Source organism: Vibrio sp. EA2 (genome assembly GCF_033042495.1).
Lineage (GTDB): Bacteria > Pseudomonadota > Gammaproteobacteria > Enterobacterales > Vibrionaceae > Vibrio.
In genome coordinates this window covers 419,475-437,600 of record NZ_JAWLID010000003.1, presented here as the reverse complement: position 1 = coordinate 437,600, position 18,126 = coordinate 419,475, and the positions used below count along the sequence as shown (strand labels likewise).

14 protein-coding genes and 1 tRNA gene are annotated in these 18,126 nt (G+C 43.1%); 5 read left to right on the top strand and 10 right to left on the bottom strand.

The window, feature by feature from the left end:
• Nucleotides 1-2: 2 nt before the first annotated feature.
• Nucleotides 3-1,118 (bottom strand): aspartate-semialdehyde dehydrogenase, encoded by a 1,116-nt coding sequence (gene asd, locus RXX31_RS09990; protein ID WP_317589089.1) that lies wholly within the window; start codon nucleotides 1,116-1,118, stop codon nucleotides 3-5.
• A gap of 430 nt (nucleotides 1,119-1,548) precedes the next feature.
• On the opposite strand from asd, the gene nhaC reads away from it, so the two are divergent.
• Nucleotides 1,549-2,982, top strand: coding sequence for a Na+/H+ antiporter NhaC (gene nhaC / locus RXX31_RS09985; RefSeq protein ID WP_317589088.1), 1,434 nt, complete (start codon nucleotides 1,549-1,551; stop codon nucleotides 2,980-2,982).
• A gap of 76 nt (nucleotides 2,983-3,058) precedes the next feature.
• On the opposite strand, the gene RXX31_RS09980 is transcribed toward nhaC, so the two are convergent.
• Both RXX31_RS09980 and yejK read right to left on the bottom strand, forming a co-directional pair.
• Complete coding sequence (locus tag RXX31_RS09980) at nucleotides 3,059-4,222, bottom strand: chemotaxis protein (protein WP_317589087.1); 1,164 nt, start codon at nucleotides 4,220-4,222, stop codon at nucleotides 3,059-3,061.
• Nucleotides 4,223-4,643: 421 nt separating this feature from the next.
• Nucleotides 4,644-5,642: a nucleoid-associated protein YejK gene (yejK, locus tag RXX31_RS09975; RefSeq protein ID WP_317589086.1), complete on the bottom strand. Its 999-nt coding sequence runs from the start codon at nucleotides 5,640-5,642 to the stop codon at nucleotides 4,644-4,646.
• An 85-nt stretch (nucleotides 5,643-5,727) separates the two neighbouring features.
• On the opposite strand from yejK, the gene RXX31_RS09970 reads away from it, so the two are divergent.
• Nucleotides 5,728-5,955, top strand: coding sequence for a YejL family protein (locus RXX31_RS09970; RefSeq protein WP_317589084.1), 228 nt, complete (start codon nucleotides 5,728-5,730; stop codon nucleotides 5,953-5,955).
• A 22-nt stretch (nucleotides 5,956-5,977) separates the two neighbouring features.
• Nucleotides 5,978-7,786: a DUF3413 domain-containing protein gene (locus tag RXX31_RS09965; protein ID WP_317589083.1), complete on the top strand. Its 1,809-nt coding sequence runs from the start codon at nucleotides 5,978-5,980 to the stop codon at nucleotides 7,784-7,786.
• Nucleotides 7,787-8,274: 488 nt separating this feature from the next.
• On the opposite strand, the gene RXX31_RS09960 is transcribed toward RXX31_RS09965, so the two are convergent.
• The 5 genes from RXX31_RS09960 to RXX31_RS09945 all read right to left on the bottom strand — a co-directional run bounded on the left by RXX31_RS09960 (nucleotide 8,275) and on the right by RXX31_RS09945 (nucleotide 13,205).
• Nucleotides 8,275-9,756: a tripartite tricarboxylate transporter permease gene (locus RXX31_RS09960; RefSeq protein WP_317589082.1), complete on the bottom strand. Its 1,482-nt coding sequence runs from the start codon at nucleotides 9,754-9,756 to the stop codon at nucleotides 8,275-8,277.
• Between the two features lie 12 nt (nucleotides 9,757-9,768).
• Nucleotides 9,769-10,224, bottom strand: coding sequence for a tripartite tricarboxylate transporter TctB family protein (locus tag RXX31_RS24820; protein WP_411197973.1), 456 nt, complete (start codon nucleotides 10,222-10,224; stop codon nucleotides 9,769-9,771).
• Nucleotides 10,225-10,278: 54 nt separating this feature from the next.
• Entirely contained in the window at nucleotides 10,279-11,301 is a 1,023-nt protein-coding gene (locus RXX31_RS09955) for a tripartite tricarboxylate transporter substrate binding protein (RefSeq protein ID WP_317589081.1), read from the bottom strand.
• 215 nt (nucleotides 11,302-11,516) lie between these two features.
• A complete protein-coding gene (locus RXX31_RS09950) occupies nucleotides 11,517-12,191 on the bottom strand; it encodes an RraA family protein (protein ID WP_176293733.1) in 675 nt (224 codons plus the stop codon).
• 3 nt (nucleotides 12,192-12,194) lie between these two features.
• Nucleotides 12,195-13,205: a hydroxyacid dehydrogenase gene (locus RXX31_RS09945; RefSeq protein WP_317589079.1), complete on the bottom strand. Its 1,011-nt coding sequence runs from the start codon at nucleotides 13,203-13,205 to the stop codon at nucleotides 12,195-12,197.
• Nucleotides 13,206-13,378: 173 nt separating this feature from the next.
• Here RXX31_RS09945 and RXX31_RS09940 point away from each other — a divergent pair, with 173 nt between their 5' ends.
• Both RXX31_RS09940 and RXX31_RS09935 read left to right on the top strand, forming a co-directional pair.
• Nucleotides 13,379-14,308, top strand: coding sequence for a LysR family transcriptional regulator (locus tag RXX31_RS09940; RefSeq protein ID WP_317589077.1), 930 nt, complete (start codon nucleotides 13,379-13,381; stop codon nucleotides 14,306-14,308).
• Between the two features lie 220 nt (nucleotides 14,309-14,528).
• Nucleotides 14,529-14,619: transfer RNA gene (locus tag RXX31_RS09935), tRNA-Ser, on the top strand.
• 344 nt (nucleotides 14,620-14,963) lie between these two features.
• Here the strand turns inward: RXX31_RS09935 and RXX31_RS09930 are convergent.
• Entirely contained in the window at nucleotides 14,964-15,833 is an 870-nt protein-coding gene (locus RXX31_RS09930) for a Fe(3+) dicitrate ABC transporter substrate-binding protein (protein WP_317589076.1), read from the bottom strand.
• On the bottom strand, nucleotides 15,833-17,959 hold the full coding sequence (locus tag RXX31_RS09925; RefSeq protein ID WP_317589075.1) for a TonB-dependent siderophore receptor: 2,127 nt from the start codon (nucleotides 17,957-17,959) through the stop codon (nucleotides 15,833-15,835). The genes RXX31_RS09930 and RXX31_RS09925 overlap by 1 nt, the downstream gene beginning before the upstream one ends.
• Nucleotides 17,960-18,126 lie beyond the last annotated feature (167 nt).

Genomic DNA, 18,126 nt, shown 5'->3' with positions numbered 1-18,126 from the left:
ACTTATGCTTTCTCTTGAAGGATAATTCTCAGAGTACGACGTAACGGCTCTGCTGCACCCCAAAGTAATTGGTCACCAACGGTAAATGCGTTCAGGAAGTCATCGCCCATCGCCATCTTACGCAGACGGCCAACTGGTACAGACATTGTGCCAGTCACTTTCGCTGGTGATAGCTCTTGTGCCGTAATGTCACGTTCGTTAGGGATCACTTTCACCCAATCGTTGTGAGTCGCGATGATCTCTTCGATTTCATCCATTGGTACATTTTGCTTCAGCTTGATAGTCAACGCTTGTGAGTGACAACGCATCGCACCGATACGTACACAAGTACCATCGATAGGAACCGGTGAGCTTTGAGAACCAAGGATCTTGTTCGCTTCAGCGCCCGCTTTCCACTCTTCTTTGCTCTGACCGTTATCGCGTTTTACATCGATCCACGGGATAAGTGAGCCAGCTAGTGGTACACCAAACTTATCCGTTGGGAAAGAAGCACTACGCATTGTATCTGCAACTTTCTTATCAATATCAAGGATTGAGCTTGCAGGGTTAGCAAGTTCTGAGCTTACTGAATCGTTGATAACACCCATTTGCGAGATCAATTCACGCATGTTCTGTGCACCTGCGCCAGAAGCCGCTTGGTATGTCATCGCGCTTGTCCACTCAACCAAGCCTTTCTCGAACAGACCACCAAGGCCCATTAACATCAAGCTTACTGTACAGTTACCACCAACAAACGTGTTAGTGCCACCGTGGATACCTTGCTGGATTTGCTGCAGGTTAACAGGATCCAGTGTGATGATTGAATCTTCTGCCATACGTAGCGTAGATGCAGCATCGATCCAATAACCTTTCCAACCAGCTTGACGAAGTGCTGGGTAAACTTTCTCGGTGTAACCACCACCTTGACACGTAATTACCGCATCAAGTTGTTTTAAACTTTCAATATCAAACGCGTCTTGCAGTAAGCCTGCGTCTTTTCCTAAGTTAGGAGCAGGAATACCAATTTGAGAAGTACTGTAGAATACTGGTTCGATTAGATCGAAGTCTTTTTCTTCAACCATGCGCTGCATTAGGACTGAACCTACCATACCGCGCCAACCAACTAAACCAACTCTCATCGCCTTAACTCTCCATGTATTAAAAACCTCCCCCATAGTTCAATTTTCGCAGAGAAATCTCAACCCCTATTTTGTAAATAAGCTCAATTTTTAATGTTTTCTTCCGAAAAATCGTACTAAAAGTGATTTTTACGCGTTTGAAGTTGGTTAAATTACAATTTGCAAGTAGGAAAAGTTATTTAATAACCAGATTGGTCTTACCACTCGCCAATTTGTAACAATTGAAGCACATATTTTTCACACCACACAACATTTAACACCATTTTATTTAAATCAAACTAGAAAATAACTTCACATGCAAACGTTTAACCCGCACAAGATCAACATAAAAGACCAAAAGTTCGAAATATAGTTTTCGTTACTGTATGTTATGCCGCTATTACAACAAGGAGCGCCTTCTTTTACTGCTCCACGATATACAGAGGCACGTATGAAGCAAGTTACAACACGCCTTCCTAACCTGATACAAGTATTTGTCTCGTTGGGCTTATTCCTTCTTTTGGCATTTTCGTTCACTGCTAAACTCGATCTTCCAATCCAACTGGCACTGTACATTGGCTGGTTCATTATCATGCTATTGGGTATAAAACTGGGCCATCAGTATAAAGACCTTGAAAAAGCAGCATTAAATGGTATTTCCAACGGCCTTGGTGCGGTCTTAATCCTCCTCGCGGTAGGCGCGCTGGTAGGTACCTGGATATCAGGTGGTATCGTTCCGACCATTATTTACTATGGCCTAAAAGCGATTCATCCATCTATCTTTTTGCTTGCGACAATGATCATCTGTTCATTAACCGCATTAGCAACGGGTACATCTTGGGGCGCAGCAGGTACCGCAGGTATTGCGATGATGGGAATTGGTCAAGGCCTGGGCGTTCCAGCGCCAATTACTGCGGGTGCTGTACTCTCTGGCTGTTACTTCGGTGATAAAATGTCACCGCTATCAGATTCAGTGATCCTTGCGTCTTCTATGTCTAACGTGGAAGTGATGGAACACATTAAAGGTATGTTACCTATTGCTCTGATCAGCTACATCATCACTGGCATTATGTTCACAGCATTTGGCTTCCACTATGCAGGTCAAGTTGATATGACCCAGGTAGACTCTGTGATCCAAGCGATGGAGCAGCAATTCTACATCACACCTTATTCTTTTGTGCCTGTCGTAATCGTGCTTGGCTTACTGGCGATGCGTATGCCTTCTTTCCCTGTTATCAGCTTTGGCTCTTTATTAGGAATCATCTGGGCCGTCATGATCCAGGATGTTGATTTCCTGACTGCATTCAATACGGCATGGGCACCATTTGCGATTTCATCTGGTGTTGATTTCATTGACTCTATCCTAAACCGAGGCGGTATGTCGTCTATGCTAGGCTCCGTTGCCGTGATCGTATTTGGTCTGGGCTTTGGTGGTTTGCTGGATAAAGTCGGCGTGTTAGAAACCATTGCGAAGCTTTTTGAAAAGCGTGTCCAAAGCTCTGGTTCATTGGCAACCAGCACCATTGGTACTGCGTTTATGGGGAACGTATTTGGTTCCGCGATGTACGTGTCTCTTATCTTGACGCCAAAAATCTGTGCTAAAAACTACGACCGTTTAGGCTATAAGCGTAAGAATCTATCTCGTAACGCTGAGTTTGGCGGCACCTTAACCTCGGGTATGGTTCCTTGGAGTGATAACGGTATCTATATGGCAAGTATCCTGGGTGTTGCTACCCTGTCTTACGCGCCTTTCATGTGGCTTAGCTTTGTCTGTATTATCGTGACCATCATCAGCTCTTATATGGGTTGGTTTGTTGACAAGTGCGAACCAGTGGCAGAATCTTCCCAGCAGGAAGAAGCCGAACCACAACAACAAACCGCCTAATTTACTGATATTAAACATAAAAAAGAGCGCTAAGGCGCTCTTTTTATTTATGCTTAATTCTGGTAATTCAGTCGAACTAACTTTGTTTTACCTTTGCTTTAACGGATGCCCGCTTGCCCAGCACATAACCAAGCCCAAGCGGAGCAAAGAAGATCGCGATAATAAAGAGAATAAAGTAGACAATGGTGCTTTTCACCAGCTCAATCAACTTTGTCATTGCCAGATCGACAACCTGTTGAGAGACACGATCCATGTCTTGTGCGAACTTTTCGCGCTCATGAGTAATAATCAACGCGATTTCCTGACGCTCTCTTGCCACCATGTCTTCTAGCGCCTGACGCTCTTCACCTAACTGTGATAAGCGCGCTTCGGTTTTCATATCGATATCATCAACCAGTGGCTGAAGTTCAACCGCCATTTGCTCAGCTAAATAGCGCATGTATTCCGGATTGTTATCGATAAAGTCTCTCATCGAGTCGGCGGTTACTTGTAGACTGCTTAGCGCTGCGTTGACTTTTTCGATGCTGGCAGAACTGTTTAATGCCAGTAATTGTGCTTTCCAGGTCATGATTTTTGGTGTTTGTTTAGAGGCCAAACTCAAACGATCTGACACATCCCCCAGCGCTTCAGGCATTGTTCCTAAAGTAGTCACCGCTTCTTCTTCACTGATCTGATTAAATTCTAGCCACGCTCGATAAGCTGGCGTTCTGATCATGCTTAAGTCAGCAAAAGGATGCTGCTTAACGAAATCAGCCACAAAGCGTTTTGTACTGTCATACACTTCTTTTTTCAATATAGATTGCGCGAGCTGATCGACTTCATTCGCCAAATGCCCAGAGACGTTTTTGGCTTCATTCGTCGCAAACAGATTACTGCCCGCGCCCGATGCATAAAACTCGTCAACTTGATGGGCAAAAACCCAGGTATCAATCAGCCCAGCCATTGGTGTGACCTGAAAAGCGGCAGCCTGCAAGCCTTCTTCCGCATTTATCTTCCACAACAGGATGTAAGACTGGTTAATCTGGTCATTGGGATCATACTTAGCTTCCAACGCGTCAGCGGCTTGCTCTACCTGAGCAAAAAATTGCAACGCATATTCTCGCGTCAATATACGCATATTGAGTTCTTGCTTGGTAAGGGGAACGGTTTGACTATCGATTTTCACTTCTAAAAGTGAGCATCCAGAAAGCGTTATTGCCACCCACATAACCATCATTGAAAAAATTCGATGAGCAGACATGGAATTACCTTTAGTAAATTGGTGTAGAACAGGAATCAAAGCGAACTGAAAGGACAGTTCCGCCTCTGAATACCTCAACCTCTGACGCTTTAAGTCAGAGTAATATCAATCTGTTAGCGTTTTTTATATATTTTCATTTTTGAGAATGCGTAAACGAATAAAACCAAACACAAGCACAGGCCCTGTATTTAATGGCGGCAACTCGTCACTCTAACATATTCCCATTAATAACAAGGATATATCATTATCTCTCAATATACAGGATTCCGCGAGTAACACAGGCGTAAGCTTAAGGAAAAATGCCATACAATCGCCGGCTCTTGCCACCTTCTTTAGGTTTAGCGCATTAACTTTATCCGTCGCACATAAAAAAGAGAGCCAGGGGCTCTCTTGATTTGAATTTGGTAATACGCGTTTAGACTTAGCTACGACTCAACTGGTCTTTTAAGTTTGGTGGCGTTCCTTTGATGGTTAGTGTATCAGTCTCTGGATCATAAAAAATACGCTCACCCAGTAGTAAGCTGTCAAAGCTGATATTCAAACCACCGCCCGCACCAACGTACTTGGTCAGTTTACGAACCGTTGCACGATCACCGGGGAATGACTCTTCAAGCTCATAGCCCTGCTCTTTAGTAAAGTCGATAAAGCTTGTACCATCCTGACTTGGTGGCAATTCGCCAGAAAGCTCAGAGACTTGTACTTCGTCGCCAGATTTAATCTGTTCATTACAGTAGTCGTAAACTTGCTTCTTGTACTCGTTCACTTCCTGCTTTTCTAATTTTGAATCAGCACAAAAATCATCAACGGCTTGCATCAATACCAAGTTTTGTTGCTTCGTATCTAATCCAATGTCCGCTTGAAGAAAATCAAGGAAGAAGTCTGCCACTTTGCGCCCTACTCGCCCTTTGATGTACGACAGATAGCGGTTTGACTCTTTGTCGGTTTCATAACTCGATAAATCAATACGTGCCGCGATATCCATTTTAGTAATATCTAGATAGTCGGTCGCACTGATGTCCAGACCTTCGGTCACTTTTAGGCTTTGATTCATTGGCAAAATACCAATAAACAGATAGTCCGTCGCAAGGCTTTGATACTCAGCAAAAACTAAAATACCTTCATCCGCAAAAGGGTATTTAATCAACTCTTCTTTCAGTCGATTTGCACTAATCTGTGAGAAATCATAAAAATCTCGCTCACCTTTGCGCATTTCTTGAAGCCAAAATTGAAATTCGCTGTCTGACTGGAAAGACCCAAAACCTTTACCAGCTTTAGAATGGAACACTCGATGAAGTTCAGCGACGAGGTTTTCAGTCGATGCATCATTTTCTAGTGATGCTGGACGAAAGTTAACAACCAGTTCGTCCTGATCGTTTTTGCATAATTGATGCAGAATAACGTTTGAAAGATGAAGGCTCATAGTGATTTTATCTTGCTACAAGGTTTTAGTTGATGGGCATTGTAGGTTATCATAAGCCGCTTTTACTATCATTATTAGAGTCTTTATGCCGATTACATCTAAATATACTGACGAACAAGTAGAGAACATTCTTGCGGAAGTCGCATTAGTTCTTGAAAAACATGCAGCTTCACCTGAGTTAACACTAATGATTGCAGGAAATATCGCAACCAATGTCTTAAATCAACGAGTTGCCGCTTCACAACGTCAAGCGATTGCTGAAAAATTTGCTCAGGCACTGATGTCTTCATTAGAAACACCAAAAACACATTAATCACGGATAATTAGACACATACATGGTAGACAGCGGAAACTCATACGGCGAACGCGTATCCCGACTAGTAGGTTGGGGACATTGGTTTGCATTCTTCAACATTGTTGCGTCAATGTTGATAGGCACACGCTATATTACTCAATCGCCTTGGCCCGAGACCTTACTCGGTCAGTTTTATCTGGCAGTTTCTTGGGTTGGTCATTTTGGCTTTCTGGTTTTCGCTCTTTACTTACTGGTTCTATTCCCGTTGACCTTTGTCCTGCCATCTCGGAAGCTATTCCGCTTGGTGGCAGTGATATTCGCTACAATCGGTCAAACGATTTTGTTGATCGATACTCAAGCGTATCAGTCGATCAACTTACACCTAACCCCCGTAGTGTGGGAGCTTTTATTTAGCGATGATAAAAGCGTTCTGAGCTCAGACCTGCAACACTTATTTGTTGTGATGCCATTCATTTTTCTGATTCAGCTCGCGCTTTCAGAATGGGTGTGGCGAAAACAACGCAAACTCTCTCATAAACACGTGGGTCGCCCTCTGGCTATCCTATTCTTCTTGAGTTTTATCACCAGCCACTTGGTCTACATTTGGGCGGATGCATATTTCTACAACCCAATCACCAGTCAACGAGCTAACTTCCCGTTGTCCTATCCAATGACAGCGAAAAGCTTTATGGAAAAACACGGCTTATTGGACCGTGAAGAGTACCTAAAACGCTTGGCTGAAAACCAAGGCAATGTAGAACTGGTTAATTATCCGCTTGAGAAACTTGAGTTCAACCGCCGTGTGAACAAGCTCAATGTTCTGATGATCAGCGTGAATAATTTAAGAGCGGATGCACTCAATGAACAAGAGATGCCCAATCTTTATGAGTTTGCGCAGGAAAATCAGAATTTCCGTAACCACTACAGCTCGAGCAATGACACCTATGGTGCCTTCGGCTTATTCTATGGCTTGCCAACCAGTTACGCTTCAAGCATTCAGGCCCAAGGTTCATCACCAGTCATGCTTGATGTGCTTAAAGAGCAGGGATACAGCTTTGGTTTATTCAGTGGCAATGGCTTTGAAGATGACCTGTATCCAGAGATCATCTTTAGGAACTTAAACCTGGCAGAGCAGCTCGAAGAAAAACAAACACATTCCGACAAACAATCCATCTCCGACTGGAATACATGGTTAGTCGAGAATGCAAAACAACCTTGGTTTAGCTATATCGAAGTCACAGCCGTAGATAATTTTGAATCGATTCCTTCAAATACAGATGAAGAAATGCCAGCAAGTGAACGATTCAAAAAGGCGTACGAGTTTGCGGTTAAATCTGCAGATAACACCGTTGCCAGCATTATTGATGAGTTAAAAGAAACGAACTTATTGAGTAACACCGTGGTTATTATCACTTCAAATCACGGCAGTGAATTCAATGAAACCAACACCAATAGCTGGGGTGCGAACAGCAACTACAGCCGTTATCAGCTGCAGGTGCCAATGGTGATTCATTGGCCAGGCAGACTGGCAGGTAATTTTACTCATAGCACCAGCCACTTGGATCTTTCGGTAACGTTGCTACAAGACATGCTGGGGGTTTCATCGAACCCTTATGATTACAGTAGTGGCCGCAACTTATTCGATGAAAGTCGCCGACGTTGGATATTAGCCGGGGATTCTAAAGAATTAGCGTTAATAACCAATACGCAAACTACCGTGATCGATAAGTTTGGTAACTATAAGTTGTATGACAACGACTACAAGCGCCTGCGTGATGATAGCCCTAAAATGTCAGTGCTCATGCAGGGTTTAACGGAGTTACAGCGGTTTTATACCAAAGAAAACTAAGCAAGTAATATCCAATCAGCTTGTCCCTATACCCCAGCCCCCAAAAGAGAGTGTTGCTTTCCTTTGGGGTTTTTTAATCTTCTCGTAATAGCATCATTCTATTCCTAGTTACTCACCTACTCACTGCGCATTTAACGTTCTTTTAAATCTGACCTAAGTACAAAACAGTGAAGAATCAGAACATAAGGTGTGCCGGAAAATACCACATCGAAGTAGCAGCAGATTAAACCTCTGATACTCCCCTAAAAACAAAAGGAGCGTTAAAGGCAAAGGATTTCTAGGGTAAGTAATTAAGAACCGATCTGATTCGATAGCATGGATTAATTGAAGTTAAGTTTAAAATTCGTTCTAGCAGGTGGGGAGATAAAGCCAAGCAATGTTCTCTAGCGTAAATTTATCTGACAAAGCGCTCCTAATGCAATACGCATAAAAAAGAGTGAATGATATGGATCATTCACTCTTTTTAGCACTAGTAGTTACAAGTTTCGTTATTTACGAATGGCTTTCTTCAATGTAGGTCCTACCGCTACCGCAACAGTCAGGCCGACCAAAACCAAGCTAGTCGTATTTTCGAATAATACACGCCAATCACCGCCGCCTATAAGTAGCGCAAGCCTCAAGTTCTCTTCTGCGAACCCTCCAAGGATGAGACCTAGCACCACAGGAGGTAGAGGGAACTTAAACTTATCCATCACATAGCCGATTAAGCCAAATCCCAACATTAGATACACATCAAACATGCGCTCATTTATCGAATATACGCCGATAAACATCAATACCATGATGATAGAACCCAGAACCGGTCTTGGTAACTTAAGTAGTTTTGCAAAGCTATTCGTTGCGAGAGTGCCACCTAAGAATATCAACAATATCGCACCAAAAAGGAACTGCCACATGAAGCCGAACACGATATCTGGGTTATCTCTGAATAGCATAGGTCCTGGCTGTAGCCCGTGGACCAATAAACCACCCAACATAACAGCAGCAACTGCGGTACCCGGTATGCCTAAAGTCAGTGCAGGAATCAGCGCTGAAGCAGTGTCAGCGTTATTTGCTGTTTCAGAAGCCGCGATCCCTTCTGGCTCACCATTGCCCCAAGTTTCTGGTGTTTTACTTGCGCGCTTCGCTTCGTTGTATGACATGAACGCCGCCATGGAGCCACCTGCTCCAGGCAAAATGCCGATACAAATACCAATGAATGAAGAACGTAGCCAAGTCGCCCAAAACCTGAACATTTTTGGTAAAGAACGTAGTAAAGATTCTGTTTGTAGTGACTTGTTTAAGCCTTTTGTTTCTAGAGGCGTTTCCAACAAGTCAATCACTGGTGGCAATGCATATAGGCCAACCAATAAGATAACAATATTTATCCCATCAACCAGTTCGAGGTAACCAAAGGTGAATCGATCTTCACCAGAAATTGGGTCAACACCAACCATCGAAACGAGAACACCAAAGCACGCTGCTATTAAGCCTTTAAGCGGATCTTCTCCCAATAGGAAAATGATGCTACACAAACCGAAGACAGCGACCCAGAATACCTCTGAAGGACCAAATAGGAGTGTCACTTTCGCCAGAGGTGGTGCCAAAAGCATCAGAGCTAATGCGCTTGCAATCCCCCCTAGCGAAGAAGAAATAACCGCCACTTGCAACGCGAAGCCGCCCTTCCCTTTTTGCGCCATCGGATAGCCGTCAAAACTAGTCGCCACGGCTGCAGGTGTGCCTGGGATTCTCAAAAGAACCGCAGGAATCGCACCGCCATACATTGCGCCGTTATAAATACCAGCCATTAGTCCCAAAGCCACCAAAGGATCTAAGCCGAATGTAAAAGGAACTAATACGGAGATAGCCATCGTTGCACTTAACCCTGGCATCGCACCTACCGCAATGCCCGCAAGTACGCCAATCGTGATGGCAAAAAAGTTACTCATCGACGCAACATTGGATAAGGCAGAGAGTAAATCAAGATACATAGTTATTCATCCTTAAATTATCCAACCGGTCGGAAATTCCTTCGACATAGCGAAACTAAATACTAAATAGATTAACGATACGAAGATAACTGTTGATATAGCTAAAACTTTTACGTTCTTGCAGCCAAAGAAATAAGATATTAAAGGTACGAATACGATTATTGTTGGATAAAATCCAATAGCATCGATGCATGCGACTAGAATAACCATTGCTAATAGTGAAGAAAAAACTCGTATCGGTGATTTTAATACCGCCTTATGTTTATATTCCCCACAATATGCTTGCTTTGCTATCTTGAATAAAGAAAACAATGATAAACATACCAAAAGTACCAACATTAGTTTGGACAACATGCCCGACTCAGCACTAATCTCAATTGCTGGGACAAATAGAAATAATGCTGAAAAAACAATCAAAAAATATACTAATGATATTGGTTTAAGTAATACTTCCCTTACACTACTCATATATACCTCAGTTCTAAAATGAAATAATGTGGGTTTAAAAACCCACATGTTGTTTTATTTCCAAGGTGTTTTTTCCCAAACATCTTTCGCTAATTTATAAGTCTCATTGTTTAGAGACTCAAAATCTTCGCCGATAGATACTGAGACAGGGTTTGCTGTTGATTTCATTTTCGCTAGAAATTCAGGATCCTTAGCAAGGTTTTCAAAAGCAACGAGTAGTTTATTTTTAACTTCTTCAGGTAATCCTTCTGGGGCAACAAATCCACGCATTGAGCCATTAACCATATCAACGCCTTGCTCTTTAAACGTTGCTACAGAAGAATCAAACTCGGATCTTTCCTGATCAGAAATACCAATAATATTAAGTTCATCTTTAAATTCTGTGACTTCAGAGATGTTAAGCACTGCCGCTTTCACATGTCCGCCCAAGACGGCTGTACGCGCAGCTGAAGAACCTTTGAATGGAATAATATTAAATTTAGTGTCGGTTAAACCTTCAAATTTAATTAGGCCCAAATGATCATCTCCACCTAGGCTTGACATGCCGATAGCCAAAGGACGTGAAGACTCTTTTACGTCGCTAATAAATTTTTGCAGATCGTCGATACCACTTCTTTTTGAGGTAACAATGACGTTAGGGTCATTGACGATATTAGCTAGGTAAGTGAAACTCTCTGCACTGTATTTTGCTTCGCGATCTAATGTACGCGCCATCATACCAGGCAAATTATATGTTCCAATGGTGTAGCCGTCTGGATCTGAGTGTGCGACCTCGGTAATACCGATCTGACCACTTGCTCCTGGCATGTTTTTTACGACAACCGTAGCGTCATCACCAAGATATTTCTCTAGGTATGGGACAACGTTACGAGCCATAACGTCAGTACCACCACCAGCAGAAAAACCCACAATTAAAGTAATTGGCTTTTCAGGATAATTTGCCATTGCAAATGTAGAGGTAAGGCAGCAGGTAACTGTTAATGCAGATTTCAGTATCGAATTAAACATCCATTTCTCCGTCTTGTTATATTTGAATAGTTTCTTATTCAATTGATTGGAGATACGACTTTTACTCATGCTCTTTAAACGCAGGAAGAGCAAGATATAATCTAAGCGTATTCAAGGCATATGGGTACTCATTACCCACGATGCATAAAATCAATAATTAGAATAGGAAACATTTTCCTTATTTATATATTCACGTTAAGTATTTTTAACTGTGAATTCACGTCATTTTTAAAATTAAATTCTTAATTTATTATTAATAATTATATTTTCTTGAAAGTGATTGCCTATACTTCAAGACAACCTTTCTCTTTTAATGCTTTATCAACCCAAGTTCGATCGTTCAAACCTTCGCTGATCGCTTTCATTTGCTTAACTTCTTTGTCTTGCTTGACGAGAGTACTTTCAAGTATCCATTCAGCATCATCCAGTGGTACGGCTAAAACACCATCTGAATCACCAATAATGATATCTCCTGGATTAATGTGCATACCATCAATACTAATTGGAACGTTAATTTCTCCCGGTCCGTCTTTAAATGGTCCTCTGTGAGTCACACCAGCTGCAAAAGTCGGCAAGTTGATTTCTCGGAATGCGTCCAGGTCTCGAATGGCACCGTTTATAACGAATCCAACCACACCTTTTTTAATCGCATAAGCAAGCATCAACTCGCCCATTAACGCATTCGTGACTTCGCCACCACCATCAACAACAATGACATCACCTGGTACCGCCATATCAATTGCTTTGTGAAGCATTAAGTTGTCTCCAGGGCGGCTTCTTACCGTTATTGCCGATCCTATCAACTGACCAGAGGTGTGCATAGGGCGAAGAGTGGGACCAGCCGCAAATAAACGATTCATAGAATCGGATACGTTCGCGACAGGTAGCTCTTTATATGCATTCAATAACTCATCAGATGCTTTACGTGTCCGAGCATTTATTTTAAATCCTAATGTCATTCTCTATTCTCCAATCTTTACGAATTTGTCTGCGCTGGCCATCAACTTGTGATTGATTACGCGATAGGTAGGTAGTTTTTCATCTGCAATGATTGAAATAATGCCTTGTGCAGCACTTTCACTCACACGTGTACTTCCTTCATTAGTAACTCCGGCAATGTGCGGCGTTACCACAATATTTCTTTCTTGGAAAAAAGGGTGATCAGGAGAAGGTGGCTCTACTGAGAAAGTATCTAGCCCGGCTCCAGCAAGATGACCAGATTGAATCGCCTCTAATAATGCTTCTTCATCTATCAATCCACCACGCGCCGTATTCACGATGAAGCTGCCTGATGGCATCTTATTAATGGTATCTTTATTGATGATGTGACGAGTTTCTGGAGTTAAAGGTGAGTGCAGACTCAAAATGTTACTTTTAGATAACAATTCATCCAAAGTCTCACAGCGCTCAACGCCAAACTTCTCAAATACAGATTCGTCTGCGTATGGATCATAGCCGAATAGGCTCAAACCTAAACCTTTCGCAATTCTCGCGGTTTCTTGGGCAATCGATCCCATACCGAGTAGGCCTAGACATTTCGTTGCAACTTCGTAGCCGAAAAACCCAGGTTTTTCCCAAAGCCCACTGCGTAACCCTTTGTCCAACGGTTGAATTTGCTTAATTACCGTTAACATTAGCGCGATAGTATGCTCTGCAACTGAAACCGAATTTGCACCAGAAGCGACAACAACCGGGATACTATGTTCAGCCGCTGCTTGAATATCGATGTTATCAACGCCGACACCATGTTTAGCAATCACTTTAAGGTGGGGAATGCCTGCATCAATGATCGCTGGCGTGATCTTTCCCATGCGAGAAATAATCCCTACCGCTTGAGTATTCTTAACTAAGTCTATCAGCTCTTTTTCTTCGCTATATGGCGCGGTATGCACCAACTTAAATCCCTTATTATTTAACATCTCGACAGCTGAGCTTGCTAAATCAGGACCTGTAACAATTATTGTTTTTTCCATATTTTATTGTCTTTGTTGTAGTGGTATCAGCAGTACACGAAGGTTTAAGAAACAAATTTGGTGATACATGAATCATTTCTCTACCTTCTCAACCTTGAAACGTAGACTACAAAACAAAAAAATCTTATGGTAGCAAAAAAAATTTAACGTTTACTAAAAGAAAGGTTTACATAATGGACACAAGACAGCTCAAAACCTTAGTATCAATATGGAAGCATGGTACTTTCGCAAAAGCTGCCAATGATGTCTGCTTAACCCCAGCTGCCGTCGGTCAGCAAATCGCGGCTCTGGAACAAGAGCTCGATATCATATTATTTGACCGAACCAGCCGCCCTCCCAAACTCACTCCACAGGGCATGCAAACGGTAGAAATGGCAAGCCAAATACTAAGGTTGGAAGAAGATACAAAACTATCGTTAAAAGGAGATCTGGTTTCAGGCACCTTTGTCATCGGGGCTGTGCGCTCTAGTGCTCTAAATTTGCTGCCTTCAGCGATGGTAGAAATGAACAAAGGTTATCCAAACCTTAAAACCAGCTTAATAGTGGGCCTTTCCAAAGATCTCGTCTCTGACGTGGCTTCAGGACAGTTGGATGCTGCTATTGTTGCTGAACATATCAAAATACCGCCAAACCTAAAGTGGAGCCCCTTTATCAATGAACCGCTTTGGTTAATCTCCTCTCATGAGATAAGCGGTATGACATTACGAGAAATTCTTTCACAATTTCCATTCATCCGCTTTAACAGCAATGTCCCGCTTGCAAACCTGATTAATACCGAATTATCCAGAATGGAAATCTCAACCCTCGACGTCGCCGAAGTCGATAACATTGAATCGATCATCACTTGTGTGCATCACGGTCTTGGTGTTTCAGTCGTCCCTCAAATGTCTATCAGGCCTGAAATGTCTAACATTTACCGAGTCCCTTTTGGCGCCCCCCAGATTAAACGACAAATAGGTATAGTGGAGCGACAATCAAGTCCAAGGAAAGCGGTGATTGAAACTTTACACGATGTGTTAACAGCGAAAATTCGTTCAACTCATGAACGTTTGAACGTTATCCATAACACCAAGTGGGAAGCGCTTTCGGTAACGGATTCCTAGCCCTGAATACCCGTATTAACGCAGAGCTTCATCGAGTTTCACCGCTTGTATACCAAAAGCAATTAATACTATTTTTATGCGCTTGACGATAAAAGACTCTCAAAGAGGAGCTTTTTGTTTACTAAAACAACAAAAAACCCAAAATTGCGCGTTAAACATCCAAACAGATAAATTTAGGGTTTACAACATTTTCAAAGCCTTATATTATTCGCGTCAACACGGAGAGATGGCTGAGTGGTTGAAAGCACCGGTCTTGAAAACCGGCATACGTTAATAGCGTATCTAGGGTTCAAATCCCTATCTCTCCGCCACATTTAGAAAGCCTGCAAAGAAATTTGCAGGCTTTCGTCGTTTTAGCCAATGGGAAAATTTAACGGGATTTCTAAATCCCTAGTTGAACGCAACCCCGGCACTCAGCCACATTTAGTAAAAGGGCCGCTAAGAAATTAGTAATACCAATTGCTTAACGATTTTTCTCTGGGTCATTCCAGCGAGCCCTAGCGAGACTAGTAATCTAGTATTAGCGCACTGAGCAGTTATGAAATAACTTTAATCAAAAGTGCTTGGAAACGAGATCCTGAATCACGCTCCTTCGTCGCTGTTCAAGATGACGGGAGACTTAAACATGCTCCAGGCCCCCGCTTCTGCCTCCCTGCTAGCTCAAATCCTTTTCCATTATTGTATCCAGCTCTTTGGCAATCGACTCCGCTGCAAGTATGCCTCGGTTAAGAGACCAAAGCTCAGGTGAGACTTGCACCGCTTGTCCGGTTTTATTGAATTTTAACAGTTTAAACAGCGGGCTTTTCTGCCAGTTATCCAACACCGTATCGCCTGCCCTTTTGCTGTAGAAAAGCCAATCTGGGTTCAGTTTCAGTAAAACCTCAAGGTTTGCCTCCATCAGATGGCTCTGCTTGAGATCAGGAAGCGCGGGTTGGAGGCCTAAGTAACTTAATAGACTTCCTGTGTATGACAGTGGTCCATGCATCCACATACCTCTTTCATTGACGTTGGCAAACTGCACCGTTCCGTTGGTTTTAAACTTACCTTTGTAGGACGCCATAAGTTCACGATGCTTAGCCAGGCGCGCTCTCATTTCACGTTCTTTTCCCACCGCTTTGCCAATGGCTAAGGCAGACTCCAGGCCTTCTTGATACGTCTCACCTCGGCTCTTAAGTAGAATGGTCGGAGCGATTTGAGATAAATCATGCAGACTGATTTTATGGCGATAAGTGTCGGCAATAATCAAATCGGGCTTAAGCTGAGCGATGACTTCCAAGTTTGGCTGGGAACGCATGCCGACAGATGTCCAGGGGTCGATGAGTTCTCTCACCTGTGGAATAATTCTGTTCGGATCTTTGTCATCAGCCACGCCAATCGGTGAAACCCCAATAACAGCCAAAGCATCAACAAAAGAGTACTCCAGCACGACAATTCTTTTAGGTACTGAGTCTGTAAGTGTTGGCTCGGCTTGTACCGTGCAAGCGCACAGTACAAGCAAACTAGTTAATAAGCGTAGGAGTGCCATTAGAATTTACCTGACACACTCAAAGTAACGTTACGTGGATCGCCTAGATACAATCTATGGCTGTCCGTTCCGCCTACGTAATACTCTTCATCAAGCAAGTTAGCTACGTTCAGCGATAGACGGTAGTCTTTTGCTTCGTAGTGGACACCAACATCAACGGTCACATAAGCAGGAAGCTCAACTCGGTCAGACAGGTCTTCACTGGTGTAACGCGCACCTTCATAGTTGGCACCAAGAGTTGTACCCACTACGCCACCCGCAACTTGGTAAGGAAAGTTATATTTCGTCCAGAAATACGCATCATGATAAGCCGTCATAGGTGTGCGGCTTCCCTGAATACTAGCGTCTGGGTTTTCTGAAATTTCAGAGTCTACATAAGCGTACCCCAGCTTAACCTGCCAGTTCTCTAGCGGTTTCATCAGCAGCTCGGTTTCCAGACCTTTGCTGCGCACTTCGCCAAGAAGTTCATAATCGCCGCTGCTGTTTTTCTCTACAACGTTGGATTTTTCGATATCGAAATAGGCGACGGTTAAGTTACTGTTGTTGCTCAACAGATCGGTTTTCACCCCGACTTCGTATTGACGCCCTTCCTCTGGGTCAAAAGCATCATCGTTAACGTTTTTCTTTTCAACACTATTCGGATTGAAGCTTTCGCCGTAACTGGTGTACAGAGAGGTCCCATCGACTATTTTATACACGATGCCAGCCTGAGAAACGAAGGCATCAGTAGACTGAGTATCATCCGTCGACTTGCTGACATAATCAAAATCGACGTCTTGACGCATGTAGCGTAACCCACCCATGACGGTCCATTTTTCATTCAGGTACACCGTATCCTGAAGGTATAAACCGTAGTTTGTGTAATCCGTGATGCGGTGATCCATTTTATACGCGCTTTGATCTCGTCCGGTTATGTCTTGCGGATTTGTAAATTCTACCGTTGACGTCGCATACGTCTCACGCAGGAAGTCTCGCTTCTCTAGACCGATATTTCCGCCAAAAAGGAGCTGATGTTCAACGTCACCTGTCCAAAGACTACCGGTACTGTGAACATCGACGAAGTGATATTCACGCTTATTCACTTGATCTCGGTCGCGTACTTTAACCAAACTGTTCGAATCAACCACATCTCTGGTTTCATGAAGATCACGCGTGTCCTCATGCCACACACTACGCCAATCAACGGTGAGGTCGAAGCCATTGTTCAGCATCGTGTTATAGCTGGCAAACGCAACCAAACCTTCGTCTTCATCGGTATCATCAGACGACTGGTAGTGCGTATCAATGGACGCGACCTGATCGATATCGTTGTTTAGCGCCACCAGCCCGTTGTCCGCAACACGATGCTCTGACTGAAGCTCCAAACCAAAAGTGAGTTCGGTTAATTCTGATGGACGATGAGTCAGTGTCGGGAATAAGTAGTAATTCTGTTGGTCAACATCATCACGGTATGAATCTGCGTTTTCACCACTGATAATCAGGCGATACATCCAGGTTTTGCTTGCATTTAGAGGCCCGGTTGCGTCAATTGTCCCGGTAAATCCGTTATCTTCGCCGAAATCGCTCACGCCAGTCGCATATGTTGTCGCCGACACATCATAGTTAAATGAGGCGGTATCCTGAGGCTTCTTAGTAATGATATTGACCATACCACCCGGCTGGATTTGACCATACATGATAGAAGCCGGACCTTTTAGCACTTCTACTCTCTCGACGTTGGCTGTCGTTGGCGATCCAAATCGAGAAGCCAGACCCGGTAATCCATTGACTTGAATAGTATTAAGATCTGCTGGCATACCACGCAGAGTAAAACCGTCGGCATCGACATTAGAACGGGTTAAGCCTGTGGTATAGCCATAGGCATCATCCAATGTCGTTGCTCGGATATCCTGCAAGAACTGTTGGTTTATGATATTAACCGTTTGTGGGGTGTCTAACGGGTCGATATCCGTTTTTGTTGCGGTCGTGACTCTTGGGTTCAGGTAAGAGTTTTGTTGTCCGACAACGACAATGGTCTCGTCTACCAAACTCTCCTCTGGAGTAATGTCCTCTCCGGCAACGGCATAGGAACTCAGTCCCATCGTAATAAATAAACTTTTGGTGATGGTGTTTGCAGCGAATCTCATAAAACAACTCAATTAGAAATAAATTTAATTGCACATAAATGCATTATTATTTTGTTTCAAATGTACACATTTAGATACAAAATCAAGATCGGACATAATAATTATTATCATTATCAATACAAGTTAAAATTCACTCACCGTCGTTTTTTCTGTTAATAAACCTATAT

What these genes read in the sequence shown, in the direction of transcription:
- asd (WP_317589089.1), bottom strand. Translation starts at nt 1,118, where the DNA reads ATGAGAGTTGGTTTAGTTGGTTGGCGCGGTATGGTAGGTTCAGTCCTA.
- nhaC (WP_317589088.1), top strand. Translation starts at nt 1,549, where the DNA reads ATGAAGCAAGTTACAACACGCCTTCCTAACCTGATACAAGTATTTGTC.
- RXX31_RS09980 (WP_317589087.1), bottom strand. Translation starts at nt 4,222, where the DNA reads ATGTCTGCTCATCGAATTTTTTCAATGATGGTTATGTGGGTGGCAATA.
- yejK (WP_317589086.1), bottom strand. Translation starts at nt 5,642, where the DNA reads ATGAGCCTTCATCTTTCAAACGTTATTCTGCATCAATTATGCAAAAAC.
- RXX31_RS09970 (WP_317589084.1), top strand. Translation starts at nt 5,728, where the DNA reads ATGCCGATTACATCTAAATATACTGACGAACAAGTAGAGAACATTCTT.
- RXX31_RS09965 (WP_317589083.1), top strand. Translation starts at nt 5,978, where the DNA reads ATGGTAGACAGCGGAAACTCATACGGCGAACGCGTATCCCGACTAGTA.
- RXX31_RS09960 (WP_317589082.1), bottom strand. Translation starts at nt 9,756, where the DNA reads ATGTATCTTGATTTACTCTCTGCCTTATCCAATGTTGCGTCGATGAGT.
- RXX31_RS24820 (WP_411197973.1), bottom strand. Translation starts at nt 10,224, where the DNA reads ATGAGTAGTGTAAGGGAAGTATTACTTAAACCAATATCATTAGTATAT.
- RXX31_RS09955 (WP_317589081.1), bottom strand. Translation starts at nt 11,301, where the DNA reads ATGAGTAAAAGTCGTATCTCCAATCAATTGAATAAGAAACTATTCAAA.
- RXX31_RS09950 (WP_176293733.1), bottom strand. Translation starts at nt 12,191, where the DNA reads ATGACATTAGGATTTAAAATAAATGCTCGGACACGTAAAGCATCTGAT.
- RXX31_RS09945 (WP_317589079.1), bottom strand. Translation starts at nt 13,205, where the DNA reads ATGGAAAAAACAATAATTGTTACAGGTCCTGATTTAGCAAGCTCAGCT.
- RXX31_RS09940 (WP_317589077.1), top strand. Translation starts at nt 13,379, where the DNA reads ATGGACACAAGACAGCTCAAAACCTTAGTATCAATATGGAAGCATGGT.
- RXX31_RS09930 (WP_317589076.1), bottom strand. Translation starts at nt 15,833, where the DNA reads ATGGCACTCCTACGCTTATTAACTAGTTTGCTTGTACTGTGCGCTTGC.
- RXX31_RS09925 (WP_317589075.1), bottom strand. Translation starts at nt 17,959, where the DNA reads ATGAGATTCGCTGCAAACACCATCACCAAAAGTTTATTTATTACGATG.